Origin of the sequence: Streptococcus sp. 2018110 (genome assembly GCF_019754115.1) — a bacterium.
Taxonomy (GTDB): Bacteria; Bacillota; Bacilli; order Lactobacillales; family Streptococcaceae; genus Streptococcus; species Streptococcus hashimotonensis.
Map to the genome: position 1 here is coordinate 1 of NZ_JAIJZO010000015.1, position 17,811 is coordinate 17,811.

Below are 17,811 nucleotides of genomic sequence, written 5' to 3' on the forward strand. Positions count from 1 at the left end.
CAACTTTCTTATAATAGCTATAGTAAATTGAATAGACCTTTTAATAAGGCCTTCACCTCATCCCTGGTAACAAACTTTGTCTTATCATCTACAGAGCGACGAATACGTTCCTCAAATGGTTTTGAACTATCAATCTGTGCAACAATTCCATGAGCTAACTTAGGATTCACTCCTAATTCAACCAAATCTCTATAAGATACAACATTTTCACGTTCAAAGATAGGCATTTCAATATCATCACGACCTAAGAGATAATCTAAACTAACTCCATAGAAAATGGCTAATTTTACTAGATTGTCTACACTTGGTTGACGTTTGCCTGTTTCATATCTACTATAGCCATCTACCGTCATGTTTAAATAGATGGATAACTCTTCTTTGTTTTTTTCATTATCGATGCGTAGGGTTTGTAGTCTAGTTCCTAACATATTCTCATGTCTCACTTTCTTTTAATTGATAATCACACCTTTACGATACCAAATTTCTTTCATTTGTTCCCGACATTCTGTATTGTTTTCCCAAACATGACGGCAGAAGTATAAACATTCTCCTGACTCAAAGAATGACTCTAGCTCTTCTTTATACATTGAAATAAATTCTTCTAGAGCTTCTTTATCGTTTGAATACGGATAGACTGGTTTAAAAGATTTTTCTGTTGGATCAGTTGGGATGATTTCTAGTCCCCAATTTTTTCCAATTACCTGACCTGCGAAATTATAAATACTTTTATCAGTAACTTTCATTTCCACATTCGTTCCTAATTCCTTTCTGTAGTTTTTGAAGTGATTATTCACTTAAATAGAGCAGTAAGTGTATTAGTGGGATATTCTAATTTGGAGAAAATTTTATATATTAGTTTAAAAAGATGTTTTTGTAACTTACTGCCCTATGTAAATGAATAAAAGCCATGATGTCTGTTCATGGCTTTATCATTATGTTCCTTTTTTGAATTTATTTACTAGCCTTTTCAATAGCTTGTATACAGCTATGAACTCAAAATAGATTGCTGGAAGACACTCTTTGAATAAATCTTCGTCATCATAATATACACATGCTAAATACAAAGATAGTACCATAAATAGCTTTGTCCCTAAATAAACTAATAAATATTTTAATATTTCCATAAGCATTTTGTTTTACCTCATGATTTTTTCACTTAAAAAGAGTAGCAAGTCTCCTTGTTACCCTTTTTAAATAAAGTCATTATCTACAGGACGAAACCTAGTTAGTAAACAATGACTTTCCTGTTGTTAAATTAAAAAAGACGACTTGTGTTTACAAATCGTCTGGATAAGAAATGTTGCATGCTCATATCTTCGCACACTAAGTCCTATTCTTAACTTGGTAAAGTTTCAGGTTGTTTCACAACAACTTCCCTTCTTTACCTCGGATAAGTCACAGATTTCTAGCGGTATCAGCACCTCGTCCTCAACACCTTATCCTTTAGCAAGTCACATCCGTAACTCACACACCGCCCGCTTTGTCTCCTTTTCCGAATAAAGATAGAAAATTCGACCTCGCCTCCACCTACTAACTTCGGTAGCAGTTCTCCTTTTTCGCTCTACACAGGGAAAGAAGCATAAACACTTAGTACGCAGATTGTAGGCTTGAAAGAAGTCAGTAAAACCTACAATCACTTCAACCGTACTTGACTTTTTGAACTTTTACACGTATAATTAAATTGTCACATTTATTATGCGTGTGTTGGTTCAGCCAGTCTTGTACAGGTTGTCTGACGCACTTTTTATTTATTATTTTCAATGTTCAATCAAATCAATTTCGGTAAATTGAAAAGTTTTTATTTACCTCTTTTGATTTGTTATAATTTTCATTTTATAAGCCTTAGCTTATATTTATATTATATAACCTTTAGCTTTTATTGTCAACACTTTTTTTAATAAATTTAGAAAGATTAGTTATATGTTCACAGAACGCTTAAAAGCCTTACGAAAAGAAGCAGGGCTTACACAAAAAGATATTGCTCAACATTTCAAATTTTCTCAACCTGCATATCAACAGTGGGAAAGCGGAAAAAAAAATCCTGGAAAAGAGACACTCGAAAAATTTGCCGATTTTTTCGATGTATCCGTTGACTATTTACTAGGAAAAACCGATATTAAAAATTCATCAGAAATAGATGAAGAAAAACTGGATAGAGCTATTGATGAATCATTAGGCTTCAATGGTAAACCTGCTACTGAGCAGGAACGAGAAAACATGAAAGAAGCCCTTCGTATCTACTTAGAAAGTCTAAATGAACAATAATGCTCGAGCGTCTAATCACTGAAACAAAAGAATTAGACATTATCATACTTTATACAGATCTTCCCGAAAGCAAGGGAAGGCATCTTTGCATTAATAATTTAAAAATCATCTACCTTGATAAAAATCTAAATGATACGGAAGCAATCAATGTTTTACTACATGAACGCTCTCATTTTATTAATGACGATTGCAACAATAGCCTTTCTCAAATTCCAACTTATTCTCATAGAATTGAACACCAAGCTGAAAAAGACCGAATCATTGATTTTATGAACCTTATAAATACTGAGTATCCCATAAATGAGAATTTCAACTATCTAGAGTATATGCAAAATGCCCGTATTCCTACAAAGTATGAAAACTTTGTCAAAGAATTAGCTACTAAACTGTATCAAGAGAATATCAAAAAGACTAGATTGCTCTAGTCTTTTATCTTTTATTCTTTAGTAGACTCTAATTCTTCATTATAAGCCTTACTCCCCTTTTTATAGACTACATCTCCACCAAATGTCCCATTATAACTTAAAGTACCATCTTCATTATACTCATAGGTTAATTCATAAACAATCCCGTAAGAAGTATAAGTAAACGTATTACGCTCTTTATCAATAGTCATTGCCGTCTTACTTCCGTCTGGGTAATAATACCCCTCATCCCCTTTTATTTCAAAACGTAAAAACTCCGGTTTCCCTTCATATACCCAATAATATTCACCGTCTAATTCATTAGCTCCACCACATGCAACCAACGTAAACACGGATAAAACCAAAACCAACAAACCAATAATCTTTTTCATATCTTAACCTCGTAATCTTTCCCGCATAAACACCTTAAAGCGGTCAATATCTTTATTTACCAACTTACTAATAAGTTTGAATATTATAATACCGTATTGCAACTATCCAAATTGTATCATAATCTAACAAAAAACTCAAAAAATAAAACCATTTTTTATTTGTAATTTAATCATTAATATAACTTTGAAATCTGTAATATTTTCAAATACAAAATAAAAAATATTATCAACAATAATACCCTTTACTTTATATTCAAATTAGTAACACCTGCTTGGTTAGTTTTTTGGTTAGTTTTAATACATCATTATTAAAATCCCCATTGACACAAGCTTAAATAGATAAACTTGCTATAGGACTATTATAGCGTAAATTGACTCTGAAAAAAAGGAAGAATCATCAGTTTCTCCCTTTTCAAATACCTTCATCCATGATTCTAGAGCAGATGAATTCTACCTTCTTACCTCACAATCACATTAAAATGATCCCCATCAAGGTCCGTAAAACTTGCTCCATAAAAGCCGTGGGCATCTGTCGAGCGATCTGCAATTGGTCCACCATTTACTTCAATACGCTCGATAAGCCTATCCACTTCTTCCCTACTCGCCACATTAAGCGAAATCAAGACTTCATCTCCTTCTCTTTTCTAATTGATAGGCTTCGTATAGAGTGGACTGAAAAAATATAAAGAATTCTGATTGCACAAAAAAATTGCACTGATTTTTCAATGCAATTTTGGTATTACTAAGCATTTGCTGGAGTCAGAGTTTCCCCAATCGCTTCCAAGCGTTCTGCCCATTCTTGACGAGTCAAGCCGTTTTCAGAAATGTAACGGTTGCGCTCATGAGCACGGCATTCAGCTGAACAGCCGCGAACATACTTGTGCTCATTCTCTTCTGATGTCAAAATACGACGGTTACAGAATGGATTGCCACAGTTGACATAGCGCTCACATGGTGTGCCATCGAACCAGTCCTTACCAACGACAACTGGGTTAACATGGTTAACATCGACCGCGATACGCTCGTCAAAGACGTACATCTTACCATCCCACAATTCGCCACGAACTTCTGGGTCTTTACCATAGGTTGCGATACCACCGTGGAGCTGACCGACATCCTTGTAGCCTTCACGAACCATCCAGCCTGAGAATTTCTCACAGCGAACACCACCAGTACAGTAAACAACCACGCGCTTGTCCATGAATTTCTCTTTGTTATCACGGACCCATTGTGGCAATTCACGGAAGTTGCGGATGTCTGGACGGATAGCACCACGGAAATGCCCAAGGTCGTACTCGTAGTCATTACGTGTATCCAAAACAACTGTATCTTCGTCCAAGAGAGCTTCTTTGAACTCTTTTGGTGACAAGTAGGCACCTGTTGTTACAAGTGGGTCAATATCGTTGTCAAAGTCATTGTCTTCCAAACCAAGGTGGACAATTTCTTTTTTATAACGAACAAACATTTTCTTGAAAGCTTGCTCATTTTCTTCATCAATCTTAAACCACAAATCGCTGAACAATGGGTTTGCATGAACGTAGTCCATGTACTTTTGAGTTGTTTCATAGTCACCAGAAACAGTACCGTTGATTCCCTCATCAGCAATCAAAATACGTCCTTTGAGTCCGATAGACTTACAGAAAGCTAGATGCTCAGCAGCATAGGCTTCCGCATTTTCAATTGGGACATATTTATAATAAAGTAATACACGAATGTCTTTTGACATGATTTCTCCTTCTCAATCTTTGCAATAGATGATAAAACTCTGTCATTTCTAATAAATGATACCTTACGATTATATCGTTTAGCCCCTCAAAAGACAAAAATCTGAACTGAAAATTTAGAACCTCTATTCGCAGGTTCAGTGCTTATATGTAAAAAATACGGTAACATGGATGACATGCTACCGCATTTATTGAAGGTTCGCTATAACTTCTTAGTCGTCTAATTCTATTTTCAGCTGTCGGAGTTTTTCCAAGGTATCATGTCCGATAAGTTGGTCCACTTTTCGCTTATGGCGTCTAGCAATATTTTCCTTCCATTTATCTTCAATAGGATTATGTGGCTTCTCGATTTTCCTTTGCTCTTTGATTGCTCTTGCCTCCTGCCACTCCACTCCTTTAATAACTTCTTCCCAATAGCTGGCAATGGCAGAGCAGAGATAGAGTTGGACCTTATTCAACCAGTGTCCAAAAAAAGTTTGCGGAGCACTTTCCTCCACTAGCCGATAGGTCCTTTGGATTTCAATAAGTTGACTTTGATATTTTTCCCACTGGAGCATAGCTTTACTCGGCTTTTTTCGATAAAGTTGACGCTGTTTGATTAGAGCTATATACGGTGCAACAAAACGACTCGTCCGTATCTTGATAAAATTTCTGGAGGAGCGAATGGCTACCAGCATGCCTGAGGCCAATAGGCGTTCAACCTCCCTTGCCTGATGATCTGGAAAACGGTAATGGACTTGCCCCTCCTCTTCTTCAACCACTAAGCGAATCTGCATCCTACCATTTTGCCAACTCGCCTCCACCTCTTGCTTTTCATCCCATAACTTTTGAAAAAAGAGAAGAAGGTAGTAGCCTTGCTTACTAAGTTCATACCAACTGTTCGTGTGGTAAAGATAGGTCCGAATCGCTCCTTTCATATAAAATTCGCCATGGAAATCATAAAAAGTTGGCTGTTTATATGTAGATTGTGATGGGTGGTTACTAACTCGGAAAACCTTATAATAATAACTATTCCAAAGAATGCATCCATAAATTGATTTCGTCGTTTTCGATTGATAAAGACTTAAAACTTCCTCGTCAGGATTGAGTATAGAATGAATAATCGGTCCCAACTTTTCTTCTGTCCAGACCATACTTCTCCCCTTGAACACATGTTTTTGTTTGTTTTATATTATTATATCATATATGTATTTTTTGTATTAAAAAACCCTAGAATTTTTTCTAGGGAAAATAAAAACTTAATCTTTAGACAAGCTACCTGTCTTCGTTTGAGATTTTGCGTAAACAGCCAAAAGGAGTGTCCCTGCAATAGCAACCGTAATACTGTTTACAATACCTGCTACAAGTCCCTGTGCAAAGACCTTATTCGCCGCCTCACTGTAGATAAGAATATCTAAAACTGGGGCAATGACTCCCCAAGCAAGCACATTCGCCGCAATCTGAACAAGGTTAAAGAAAAGAATATCTTTCCCTTCAAAAATCCCTTCTTGAATACGCAGACGTTTTTTGGTAAGACCAACAACCAAACCAAAGACCCCTGATGCCAAAATCCATGACCACCATGGACCGTAAGTCAACGAATCCTTAAGCGTGTGACCAATGAAACCGACCAAGAAGCCAACCACAGGACCAAATACAACTGCCAATAGCGATTGAACAGCGTATTGAAGCTGGATAGAAGTATTTGGGACAAAGGTTGGGATATTGATTAAATGACCAATAACCACAAAGAGGGCTGCGCCGATACCAGTAGCAACGACTGTTTTGATTGAATTATTTTTCATAACTATCTCCTAAAATTTCTTTAATTACTAATACGTTTGATTTCAATATGCCAGTTTTGACCTACACCGACATTATAAGCCTTGGCAAATGAGCCCTGATTAATCGCAACACCTACACGATAGAGGGAATTGATATAAATCAATGGCTGTCCGATACGTACATCCGCAAAAGACTTGCCATAGGTTACTTGGTTTTGATACACAAGCATGTCGTTATTGTATATGGTCACTTCAAAGCGATCTTCAAACTGCGGTTGCAAGGTGTAAAATTCTTCCCTCGTAATCGAGGTCCAAAGCGAGCCGAATCGAACATCTAGAATATCAATTGCACCTTTTACATAATCTGAACCAACTTCCGTTGGGACTGTTGGAATTTCCACAATCTTATCCACGCTTAATTCTGGACCAACTTCTTCAAAGCTAATGTGTCCAGAAGCCAATTTAGCTCCCGTATAGGCATAAACATCTCGACCATGGAAGGTGTACGAATGTTCTGTATTGGCACGGCGATTGGCCACCTCTGAAATTTCTCGAACCGCCTTTATCCCCACATATTTTTTGATGAAGGATAGCGTCCCATTATCTGGCGTTACAATATAGTGATTTTGTTCGGTCAAAGCCACTACACTCTTACGTTTTGAACCAACTCCTGGGTCAACAACCGAAACAAATGTTGTCCCCTCCGGCCAGTATTCGACCGTTTGAAAGAGGCGATATGAACCCTCAAAGATATTGTACGGAGTAATATCATGAGTTAGATGGTGAACAACTAAATCTCTCGATTCTTGGAGAGCAACACCAATCATCGCTGAAACTGCACCATCAACTAAACCAAAATCTGATTGTAAAACAAGTAAATTATTTGACATACATTCTCCTAATCTTATTACCGTTCTATGATAACAGAAAACCCGTGACCATTCAAATAGATATTTCCAAAGCCTGGCTATAGTTTTTCCTTATACCTCATCTGTCAAGCACTCTACTATCAGCCACCGAAAACTCCGCAAATTTTCCCATCGTACCTTCTTCGAACTTAAGATAAAATCCTCCACTCTCTAGTTCCAACCAACTATCGTCTTTGAGCAATTGGATACAAAGAAAACTGCCTAGCAGCAGTTCCAATCTCCAACCTTTTAAGACATCCTACGTGCAATGAGAATCGTCTGCCGACGATTTCTATTTCCAACCTTCTAATAAAAATGACTGTCCCACGGACAGTTAGATACAAAGAAAACTGCCTGCCGGCAGTTCCAATCTCCAACCTTTTAAGACATCCTACGTGCAATGAGAATCATCTGCCGACGATTTCTATTTCCAGCCTTCTAATAAAATTGGCAGTCCACTGGACTGCCAATTTTATTAGAACCCATCTACATTCGTGTAGATTTTTTGGACGTCTTCGTCGTCTTCGAGGGCGTCGTAGAGTTTTTCAAATGTTGCGAGGTCATCGCCTTCAAGTGATACTTCTGATTGCGGGATCATTTCAAGTTCAGTGACGTTGAACTCTTGGATTCCTGATTCTTTGAGTGCCACGATGGCCTTGTGCAGATCAGTTGGGGCTGTATAGACAGTGATTGTGCCGTCTTCTGCTTCTACATCATCGACTTCGACATCTGCTTCAAGGAGCAATTCGAAGATGGCATCTGCATCATCACCTGCAAATACAACCACACCTTTTTTATCAAACATGAATGATACTGAACCAGATGCACCCATGTTTCCACCGTTTTTACCAAAGGCAGAGCGAACATTGGCTGCGGTACGGTTGACGTTTGATGTCAAAGTATCAACGATAATCATAGAACCATTTGGTCCAAAGCCTTCGTAACGACCTTCCACGAAGGTTTCGTCTGTATTTCCTTTTGCCTTGTCAATGGCTTTATCAATGATGTGTTTTGGAACCTGCGCTTGCTTAGCACGGTCGATAACAAATTTCAGCGCTGAGTTTGTTTCTGGATCTGGGTCACCCTTTTTCGCTGCTACATAGATTTCAACACCAAATTTGGCGTAAACTTTTGAGTTAGCACCGTCTTTTGCGGTTTTCTTGGCTACAATATTGGCCCATTTACGTCCCATGGGGAACCTCCTACATTTTATAAAATCGCTTTATTATACCATAAATGGCAAGGATTGAGAAGATTTTTAAAATCTTCTTCACTATACAGTTGACATATATAGTTTTCCGATATACAATATATAGTACAACTGTACATTTGAACTACATAGGAGAAGCCAAATGAAAAGGAATAAGCACCTCCCCTTAACGGAGACAACCTACTATATTCTATTAGCCCTCTTGGAACCTGCCCATGGCTACCATATCATGCAAAAAGTAGAGGATATGAGTGATGGTGATGTGAAAATTGCTGCAGGAACCATGTATGGAGCGATTGAGAATCTTTTGAAACTAAAATGGATTTGTTCCGTTCCAAGTTCCGATAAAAGAAGAAAAGTCTATCAAGTAACAGCAAAGGGACAAGAGATTATTAAACTGGAAACACAGCGTATTCAAAAACTACATCATATTGCCAAAGAATTAGGTTTTTAAGGAGGAAGCCATGATAAGACACAAATTATTCACCAGTTTACAAGAGGAAGAACATTGGATTAATTCGATTCAATCCGAAGGTTATCAGCTTGTCAAAGTAACTCCGTGGACAGCAGCCTATCATTTTGAAAAATGTAGTCGACCCTCTCATCCCGTACGCCTTGATTTTCATGAACATATTGCAAAAGGAGAATATTCAAATTACCTCTCTCTATTTGAAGACTGTGGTTGGCAACCTATACAAGGTAGTCGTAGATGTGGCATCCATTATTTTCAACAAACAATTGAAGCTTCAAGCACAGAAATTTTTTCTGATACCGAATCGAAAAAAGCATTCTATTCACGCTACCAAAATTATGCCTACTCCTATTTCGGATTATTTCTGACCTTATTTTTTATCCATTACCAAGTTGGACTCCAAAATGGATACACACTTTGGAATCCTAAATCCTGGTACCTAACTCCAGGACTATGGGAACGGACTGGCACCAGTTTTTGGTTTGGTTTTCTCTTTGAAACCCCATTCGCATTGTTTAGAAGTGGCATCATTCCGTTATTTTTCCTTGCTTGGTCTATTTATTTCCTCCATATCGCTAAAAAAGGTAAAAAAGAAGCGAAGAAATTAGAAAAATACTGATGGCATACTATCCAAAAGAAAAAGATTGAAAAGAATTGACTGCAATCATCTTTTCAATCTTTTTTTACTTTTTACAACTCTACTTTAGCAACTTGGCTATCTTGACTGACCTGTCCAAGATTTTCAAGGCTGACAGATTTGATTTCAGCTGTGTTTGTGAAGGCAACGACGATGGTTGTTTCGCGTCCTGCTGAGCGAATAGCTTCAAGATCTGCAACAAGGAGCAAGTCACCTGCTTCAACACGTTGGCCATCTGTTACCTTAGCTGAGAATGGAGCACCGTTTAGCGCAACCGTATCTAGGCCGACGTGCACCAAGACTTCTACACCCTTGTCAGACAAAATACCGACAGCGTGTTTGGTTGGGAAGACACTGGTTACAATCCCTGAAACCGGTGCGTAAACATTGCCGGAGCTAGGTTCAACTGCATAACCGTCGCCCATCATTTTTTGTGAGAAGACTGGGTCTTTTACTTCTGTAATGGCAATAGCTTGCCCTTCAGCGACAGAGTAAACTGTCTCCGTCACACCTTTGAACTGAGTCTCAGGAGCAACTTCTTCTGTCGCAACAATTTCTGTATGAGGAATAGCAACGCCTGATTCTAGCAAGTCTTGAATGTCTGATTTGAGAACATCTGCTTTTGGTCCATAGACTGCTTGAACACCTGAGTCTTTGATAATCAAGCCCATAGCACCAGCCTGTTTCCAAGCATTTTCATCTCCAACCTGTGCCACATCTTTAACACTAACGCGAAGGCGAGTCATACAAGCATCCACATCTGCGATATTATCACGACCACCAAGCAAGTTGATGATTTGAACTACTTGTGAATTGGCATCCGCAGTATCTACGTTTGAGTTTGAAACCACATCCGTTGTTTCTGTATCATAGTTGCCATTGCGTCCAGCTGTTGCTAGGTTGAATTTCTTAATCATAAAGTTGGCAATGAAGTACATACCAACCGCAAAGAGGGCTGTTACCCAGATAAAGTTAATAACATCCATACCGATACCAGCTTTAATCGCCATCGGTGTACGTGTAAGGAATTCGATATTACCAAATGAGTGCATACGCAAGTTGACAACGTCAGCCATGGCAAAAGCCGCACCTTGTACAAAAGCATAAACGACATAGAGTGGCATTGCTGCAAACATGAACATAAACTCAATTGGTTCTGTTACGCCTGTCAAGAATACTGCAAGTGCTGATGAAATAAACATACCTTTGTACTTATGTTTTTTATCTTCATCCACATTGCGGTACATAGCGTAAGTCAATCCCATCAAAATCCCTGATGAACCAATCATTTGACCAACTTTGAAACGGGCTGGAGTAATGTTTGCAAGAAGGTCATTGTACTGAGCCATATCACCAGCGTCTTTGAGGTTGATCAAGTCTGTAATCCAAGCCAACCAGAGCGGATCTTGTCCAAATACTTGTGTACCTGCTTGTGCACCTGTCAAGATGTCATAGGTACCACCAAGTGACGTATAGTTCATTGGAATGGTCAACATGTGGTGCAAACCAAATGGAAGAAGCAAACGTTCCAAGGTACCATAAACAAAAGGAGCAAGAATTGGTGCTGTATCCTGTGAGCTTGCAATCCATTTACCAAAGCTGTTGATTCCTGTTTGAACAACCGGCCAAAAGATAGCTAATCCTAGCGCTACAAGAACTGAGCGATAGATAACCACAAATGGTACGAAGCGTTTACCGTTAAAGAAGGTCAAAACATCAGGTAATTTGCGGTAATTGTAGTATTTGTTATAGGTTGTCGCCCCTACAAAACCAGCGATGATACCAACGAAGACACCCATGTTCAGAGCAGGTTGACCCAAGATATTGACGAAGTAGCCTGAAACTGGAATCTCTGTTCCAAAAACAGTGGTTACGGTTGCCGCTGCATCTGCAAGCATGTCAGTCGTCACACCAAAGAAGTGACCAGTAATCAAGTTAATCAAGATAAAAGCAAGACCTGCCGAGAAAGCACCGCCAGCTTTTTCCTTAGCCCAGCTACCACCGATAGCCAAGGCAAAGAGCAAGTGAAGGTTTCCGATAATCCCCCAACCGATTTGGGCAATAATATTCCCAATACGAATCAAGAGTTCTGATTCTGGGCTGATTAACGGAATAGAGTTTCCGATAGAAACCATAAGACCTGCTGCAGGCATAACTGCAATCACGACCATTAAACACTTACCGAATTTTTGCCAAAATTCGAAACTAAGAAATTTTTTCATTTTTTCTCCTTTATTTTTTGGCTCTGTGCCATTTTATACATTAATTTCAACTTCCACACCAAAATGGTCGGAAATAATCGGACGATTCTCTCCATTGAAAATCACTAAGCTGGATAAAACTTCCTTTTTCTGATTTAAGAAAATGTAATCCAATCGTTTTTCCTGACTGTGACCAGCCCAGCCATCGATAGCCTTTTCAACCGTAATCCCCTGGTCTTTTTCCATCGCTAGATTGTATGAATCATAAAGTCCAAGCTCTGTAATCGCTTCGTAGGCCTCTCGATCTGAGAAGGCATCGGTATTAAAATCTCCCATGAGAATCTTAAAACGTCTATTGCCAGTCCGTTCCACAATCGTACGAATGTTATCAAGCTGATCTTCCTCTTCACTCCCTGGAAGATTGATATGACAAGAATAAAGATCGATCAACTGGTCTTGATAGAAGACCGTCAAGCCCATAATTTTCCGTGATAGGATGGAATCAACAGATTTATTCTGACTACAATAAAATGGATCCATTTCATAAACTGGCAACTTGGTAAGAAAGGCAATCCCTTCTTCGTACTTATCGTAGCCGATATGTGAGTTGCTCCAATAATATGAATAGTCAAATTGTCCCAAGGCTCTTAATTTTTCTAATAAAATCAAGCCATAATTATCCGCCTTCAAGTCTTTCGTTACCAAATCAGCAGTTATGAGCTGATTGACTTCTTGAAGAGCGATGACATCATAAGCCTTTTCAGCTATTGTTTGGGCTAAAACATCTAGTTTTTCATCCTGCCTTTCTTCTAACCAGGCATGGACATTAATTGTTAGTAATTTCATTGCTCCCCCTCTCTCTGAAAATGCGTAACCGTTTTCTTTTTATATAAATAGTATAACGTAAACGTTTGCATTAGTCAATAACTTTTCCGTAATATTTTAAACTTTTACGTAAAAGTTGTGTATTCTACTAAATAAAATAGATGTACTGCCCCTTTCTGGCTCTTTTATGATACACTAATGGGTAGAAAGACAGGAAACTATGAGTAAGTATAAAAAAGTTTATCAAGATATTAAGAAAAAAATCGAAGAGCAGGTTTGGTCAACTGGACAGGCCCTACCGACAGAAAATGAATTAATGGAAGTGTATTCCTACTCCAAGGACACCATTCGCAAAGCACTATCTCTTCTTGAAATGGATGGTTATATTCAAAAGAAACAGGGGAAATCTTCTATTGTTATCGAACATGGTCTAATGAAGGACCAGTATCTTTCTGAAATTAAAACAGCGGGCGAATTGAACAAAAGATCACAGCACCAAATTCAGACCCAGCTTACTTCGCTTTATATTATTCAAGGCCAGGAAGATTTAATGTCAACTTTCGAAGTTGATGATAAGGTAGATTTCTATCGAGTGAGTCGGGTACGGACAATTGATGGTGAGCGGTTGGAATATGACATTTCCTATTTCGACCGTAGGGTCGTCCCTTATCTCAGCAAAGAAATTGCCGAAAGCTCTATTTACCGCTACTTAGAAGAAGAACTCCATTTAACAATTTCTCATTCCAGACGTGAAATCTCCTTCCGTTTTGCAAACGAAGAAGAAAAACAATTGATGGACTTAGGAGACTATGATATGGTCGTCGTGGTCACTAGTATCACCTATCTTTCAAATGGTCAAGCTTTCCAGTATGGAACAATTAGTTACCGTCCAGACAAAGTTAGCTTTGTTTCTATGGCGAAACGGTAAAAGGAAACTTTCGATTTTTTCGACCAAGTGTACAAAACTTCTAGAATTTTATAGTTATAAAAAGAATGTCTCCGCTTTTTTGCAGAGACATTCTTTGCATTTATATACTAAGGAGAGCACCAATAATGGTAAAAACTGATAGTTTTTTATTCTTCAACACATAGGAAGAATTGATCTGATAAGTTTTGGAGTGGTTCAATCAACTTTCCTACTAATTGTTGGAATTCAATTAGTTACTGTGCCAGATGTCTTGGTTGTACTGTTCAATAGTACGGTCTGAAGAGAAGAATCCAGCTTTGGCAATGTTATGAACAACTTTCTTGTTCCATGAATCTTGATCTTCGTAATCTGCAAAGACTTGTTCTTTTACTTCGATGTATTCAGCCAAGTCAATCAAGGTCATGAACCAGTCTTTCGAAATCAATTCATGGTGCAAGCGTGCAAGGCGTTCTTCGTTACCAAGTGCTTTTACCTCATCGCTAACGATAAAGTCAACCGCACGTTTGATATTAGCATCGCCATTGTAGTAGTCAGCAGATACATATCCAGCCTTGTCGTACAAGTCGATAATGGTATCTGAATCCTTACCAAATGTATAGATGTTGTCCATACCAGCCAACTCAGCAATCTCAACGTTGGCACCGTCCATGGTACCAAGTGTCAATGCACCGTTGAGCATGAATTTCATGTTACCAGTACCTGATGCTTCTTTAGAAGCCAATGAGATTTGCTCAGAAATATCTGTCGCAGGGATGAGTTTTTCAGCAACGGTTACATTGTAGTTTTCTACCAAGTGAACATTGAGGTATTTATTTACTTCTGGATCATTGTTGATCAACTCAGACAAGCAAAGAATCAAGTGAATGATGTCTTGTGCAATGATGTAGGCAGGTGCCGCTTTACCACCGAAGATAACAGTGATTTTACGTTTCGGAAGGTTTCCATTCTTGATTTCAAGGTATTTATGGATAACATACAAGGCATTCATTTGTTGGCGTTTGTACTCGTGGAAACGTTTGATTTGTGTATCAATGATAGAATTTTCATCCAGCTCGATACCTTTATTGTCTTTAAGGTAACGTTTGAGAGCCAACTTATTGTTGAACTTGATTTCAGCCAACTTAGCATGAACTTCCTTGTCATCAGCAAAGGCAAGCAATTTTTCAAGTTTAGTAGCATCTGTCAAGTATTCATCGCCAATCAATTCTTTGATGTAGTCAGCGAGGTCTTGGTTGGCAAATTCCAACCAACGGCGGAAAGTGATACCGTTTGTCTTATTGTTGAATTTTTCTGGGTAAAGCTCGTAGAAAGCTTTCAATTCAGAGTTTTTGAGGATTTCTGTGTGAAGCGCAGCTACACCGTTCACTGAGTTAGAGAAGTGGATATCCATGTGAGCCATGTGTACACGACCTGATTCATCAATGATTTGGACTGCTGGGTCTTTAATTTCTGCACGAATAAGGGCATCCAATTCTTTGATAATATCAACCAAGTGCGGCACCACTTCTTCAAGGAACTCAAGTGGCCATTTTTCAAGCGCTTCCGCTAAGATAGTGTGGTTTGTGTAACCAGTCATATTCTTAACGATGGCAACTGCTTCCGCAAATTCAATACCATGTTTTTCAGTCAAAAGACGGATCAACTCAGGAATCACCATTGATGGGTGAGTATCGTTGATTTGCACATAAGCGTAGTCAGCCAAGTCATGCAAGTTTGAACCGCGCTCAATTGCTTCATCAATCAAAAGTTGAGCAGCATTTGATACCATGAAGTATTGTTGGTAGATACGGAGCAATTCACCATTCTTATCAGAATCATCTGGGTACAAGAAGAGTGTCAAGTTTTCTTTAATATCAGTCTTGTCAAATGAAATACCATCTGTAATCAAGTCATAGTTTACTGACTCAATATCAAACAAATTGAGGTAGTTCTTAGTCTCTTTTTTATAGCCAAGAATATCAAGACGATCCAATTTTGATTTCAAAGTGAAGTTTTTGAATGGAACATCATAGCTGATAGTTGTTGGAATCAACCAAGAATCATTTTCAATCCAGAAGTTTGGCTCTGCTTCTTGCTCATTTTTCTTAAATACTTGGCGGAAAAGACCACAGTGGTAGTTCAGACCAACACCTTCACCGTTGATAGCAAGTGTTGACATAGAATCAACGAAACATGAAGCCAGACGTCCCAAACCACCGTTACCAAGTGATGGTTCTGGTTCAACGTCTTCAACTTGAGCCAATGATTTACCAGCTGCTGCCAATTCTGCTTGAACGTCTTTGTAAACACCCAAGTTGATCAAGTTGTTTGACAAGAGTTTACCGATAAGGAACTCAGCTGAGATATAGTAAACTTTACGTTTTCCTGTGTTTTTTGGTTTTGTAGCTGCAGCTTCTTTTACGTAGTTTAACAATTGAAGATAGATTTCTTCATTTGTCAAATCAGCTAATTTTTTCGAAGTGTTTGTTTCTGCAAATGTTGTAAATTTAGTCATGGTTTTCATTTCCTCGTTGGTATAGTAATGTCATTTTTGTCAAGAAGTCTTTGCGTTCTTGGGTCAAGTCTTCAGCTTTCATGCGCCATTCCCAGTTTCCACCGATAGTTGACGGCATATTCATTCGACTTTCTTCACCCAAGTCTAGGACGTCTTGCATGGTTGCAATAGCTGTATCACTCACTGTTGCAAACAGCATACGGAGCATAGCTTGGCTAACTTTTTCAATCGGCTTACGGTTGCTGTAGGCGTCCACGTATTCTTGTTGTTCTGGATCAAGATTGTTGTACCAGCCGTTGACAACCTCATTATCGTGAGTTCCAGTGTAGGCAACTGAATTTGGAATGCAACGGTGTGGAGCATCGATACTCTTACCTGTTACATCAAAGAAACCAAATTCTAAGATTTTCATGCCTGGATAGCCACAATCTGCAAGCAATTTGCGAGCTTTAGCGTCAATGTTTCCAAGGTCTTCTGCAATGATTGGAAGGTCTCCAAGTGTTTCTTTGACAGCCTTGAAGAGATTGTAGCCAGGACCTGGTTCCCAAGTTCCAACTTTTGCCACCTCTGCCTTACCATCAACTTGCCAAAAGTCTGAGAAACCTTTGAAATGGTCAATCCGAAGGACATCATAAAGTTTGAAACTTTCATGGATACGATAAATCCACCAGTTATAGCCTGTTTTTTCATGTTCTGGCCAATCGTAAATAGGATTTCCCCATAATTGACCATCTGCCGAGAAGTTATCAGCTGGTACACCTGCTACATAAAGCGGCTTGCGTTCACTGTCCAATTTGAATAGTTGGGGTTTTGTCCACACTTCAACGCTATCAGCAGAAACATAGATTGGCATGTCTCCGATGATTTTGATGTGGTGTTTGTTGGCATATTCTTTCAATTGTTTCCATTGGCTGAAGAAGAAATACTGGGTGACTTTGTAGTAGTCGATTTGATTTGCCAATTCTAAGCGGTACTTATCAAGTGCTTCCTCGTTGCGAGCTACAACTTTTTTATCATCCCATTCTTGGAGAGCTTTATTACCAAAGTATTCCTTGATAGCCATGAACTCCGCATAATCTGTCAACCAAGATGAGTTAGCCTTTTCAAACTCTAGAAAAGCAGCTTTTTTCTTATCATCTTGTAAAAATGCTTGAACTGCCTTCTCCAAAATTGGTCGGCGAACTTGATAGATAAGAGCATAGTCTACTTTTTCAGGATTATCTCCAAAATTTACATCTTGGAAATCTTCTGTTGCCAATAAGCCATCTTCAACCAAGAGGTCAAAGTCTATCAAGTGTGTATTTCCTGCAATAGCAGAGAAAGACTGGTAAGGAGAATCTCCATAGCTTGTAGTTGTTAGTGGTAAAATCTGCCAGTAGGTTTGCTTGGTTTCCACCAAGAAATCTACAAAATCATAGGCAGACTGTCCAAAAGTACCAATACCAAACTTACCTGGAAGTGAGGTAATATGCATCAAAATTCCACTGGTACGATTTGTCATAAAAACGTTTTCCTTTCTGTCGGTTACGAATATAGTTTAACGCAAACGTTTGCACTTGTCAAGGATTTTATAAAAAAAGTTTTAATA

The 17,811-nt window shown here is 38.6% G+C and carries 18 protein-coding genes; 5 read left to right on the forward strand and 13 right to left on the reverse strand.

What is annotated here, in order from left to right; all coding sequences use genetic code 11:
* Positions 1-17 precede the first annotated feature (17 nt).
* Both K5Q34_RS08730 and K5Q34_RS08735 read right to left on the reverse strand, forming a co-directional pair.
* Complete coding sequence (locus tag K5Q34_RS08730) at positions 18-428, reverse strand: helix-turn-helix domain-containing protein (protein WP_221864843.1); 411 nt, start codon at positions 426-428, stop codon at positions 18-20.
* Positions 429-449: 21 nt separating this feature from the next.
* Entirely contained in the window at positions 450-743 is a 294-nt protein-coding gene (locus tag K5Q34_RS08735) for a hypothetical protein (RefSeq protein ID WP_221864844.1), read from the reverse strand.
* Positions 744-1,920: 1,177 nt separating this feature from the next.
* On the opposite strand from K5Q34_RS08735, the gene K5Q34_RS08740 reads away from it, so the two are divergent.
* Positions 1,921-2,265 carry a helix-turn-helix domain-containing protein gene (locus tag K5Q34_RS08740; RefSeq protein ID WP_024408140.1) on the forward strand — a complete coding sequence of 115 codons (345 nt, stop codon included), beginning with the start codon at positions 1,921-1,923 and terminating at the stop codon, positions 2,263-2,265.
* Entirely contained in the window at positions 2,265-2,690 is a 426-nt protein-coding gene (locus tag K5Q34_RS08745; protein WP_238336577.1) for an ImmA/IrrE family metallo-endopeptidase, read from the forward strand. The genes K5Q34_RS08740 and K5Q34_RS08745 overlap by 1 nt, the downstream gene beginning before the upstream one ends.
* 11 nt (positions 2,691-2,701) lie before the next feature.
* Here the strand turns inward: K5Q34_RS08745 and K5Q34_RS08750 are convergent, their stop codons facing one another.
* The 7 genes from K5Q34_RS08750 to K5Q34_RS08780 form a co-directional block, all read right to left on the reverse strand.
* A complete protein-coding gene (locus K5Q34_RS08750; protein ID WP_024408142.1) occupies positions 2,702-3,061 on the reverse strand; it encodes a lipoprotein in 360 nt (119 codons plus the stop codon).
* Between the two features lie 458 nt (positions 3,062-3,519).
* Positions 3,520-3,684 (reverse strand): VOC family protein, encoded by a 165-nt coding sequence (locus K5Q34_RS08755; protein ID WP_172115756.1) that lies wholly within the window; start codon positions 3,682-3,684, stop codon positions 3,520-3,522.
* A 119-nt stretch (positions 3,685-3,803) separates the two neighbouring features.
* Positions 3,804-4,787, reverse strand: coding sequence for a rhodanese-related sulfurtransferase (locus tag K5Q34_RS08760; RefSeq protein WP_023369456.1), 984 nt, complete (start codon positions 4,785-4,787; stop codon positions 3,804-3,806).
* Positions 4,788-4,997: 210 nt separating this feature from the next.
* Positions 4,998-5,918 carry a hypothetical protein gene (locus K5Q34_RS08765; RefSeq protein WP_208546939.1) on the reverse strand — a complete coding sequence of 307 codons (921 nt, stop codon included), beginning with the start codon at positions 5,916-5,918 and terminating at the stop codon, positions 4,998-5,000.
* Positions 5,919-6,023: 105 nt separating this feature from the next.
* Positions 6,024-6,569 (reverse strand): ECF-type riboflavin transporter substrate-binding protein, encoded by a 546-nt coding sequence (locus tag K5Q34_RS08770; protein ID WP_024413688.1) that lies wholly within the window; start codon positions 6,567-6,569, stop codon positions 6,024-6,026.
* Between the two features lie 20 nt (positions 6,570-6,589).
* Positions 6,590-7,438, reverse strand: a complete 849-nt coding sequence (locus tag K5Q34_RS08775; protein ID WP_004194192.1) for an S-adenosyl-l-methionine hydroxide adenosyltransferase family protein — start codon at positions 7,436-7,438, stop codon at positions 6,590-6,592.
* 493 nt (positions 7,439-7,931) lie between these two features.
* On the reverse strand, positions 7,932-8,648 hold the full coding sequence (locus tag K5Q34_RS08780; protein ID WP_004194195.1) for a YebC/PmpR family DNA-binding transcriptional regulator: 717 nt from the start codon (positions 8,646-8,648) through the stop codon (positions 7,932-7,934).
* A 160-nt stretch (positions 8,649-8,808) separates the two neighbouring features.
* Between K5Q34_RS08780 and K5Q34_RS08785 the strand changes: the two genes are divergently transcribed.
* A complete protein-coding gene (locus tag K5Q34_RS08785; RefSeq protein ID WP_105212094.1) occupies positions 8,809-9,120 on the forward strand; it encodes a PadR family transcriptional regulator in 312 nt (103 codons plus the stop codon).
* Positions 9,121-9,130: 10 nt separating this feature from the next.
* Positions 9,131-9,757, forward strand: coding sequence for a DUF2812 domain-containing protein (locus K5Q34_RS08790; RefSeq protein ID WP_221864845.1), 627 nt, complete (start codon positions 9,131-9,133; stop codon positions 9,755-9,757).
* A gap of 71 nt (positions 9,758-9,828) precedes the next feature.
* Here K5Q34_RS08790 and K5Q34_RS08795 read toward each other — a convergent pair whose 3' ends face one another.
* Positions 9,829-11,997 carry a PTS transporter subunit IIBC gene (locus K5Q34_RS08795; protein ID WP_105136597.1) on the reverse strand — a complete coding sequence of 723 codons (2,169 nt, stop codon included), beginning with the start codon at positions 11,995-11,997 and terminating at the stop codon, positions 9,829-9,831.
* A 33-nt stretch (positions 11,998-12,030) separates the two neighbouring features.
* A complete protein-coding gene (locus K5Q34_RS08800) occupies positions 12,031-12,822 on the reverse strand; it encodes an endonuclease/exonuclease/phosphatase family protein (protein WP_105212096.1) in 792 nt (263 codons plus the stop codon).
* A 199-nt stretch (positions 12,823-13,021) separates the two neighbouring features.
* Here K5Q34_RS08800 and K5Q34_RS08805 point away from each other — a divergent pair, with 199 nt between their 5' ends.
* Positions 13,022-13,729 (forward strand): UTRA domain-containing protein, encoded by a 708-nt coding sequence (locus K5Q34_RS08805; RefSeq protein WP_004194205.1) that lies wholly within the window; start codon positions 13,022-13,024, stop codon positions 13,727-13,729.
* A gap of 229 nt (positions 13,730-13,958) precedes the next feature.
* Here the strand turns inward: K5Q34_RS08805 and glgP are convergent, their stop codons facing one another.
* Positions 13,959-16,223, reverse strand: a complete 2,265-nt coding sequence (glgP, locus tag K5Q34_RS08810) for a glycogen/starch/alpha-glucan family phosphorylase (RefSeq protein WP_105121089.1) — start codon at positions 16,221-16,223, stop codon at positions 13,959-13,961.
* A complete protein-coding gene (gene malQ, locus K5Q34_RS08815) occupies positions 16,216-17,724 on the reverse strand; it encodes a 4-alpha-glucanotransferase (protein ID WP_024384099.1) in 1,509 nt (502 codons plus the stop codon). The genes glgP and malQ overlap by 8 nt, the downstream gene beginning before the upstream one ends.
* Positions 17,725-17,811: the final 87 nt, after the last annotated feature.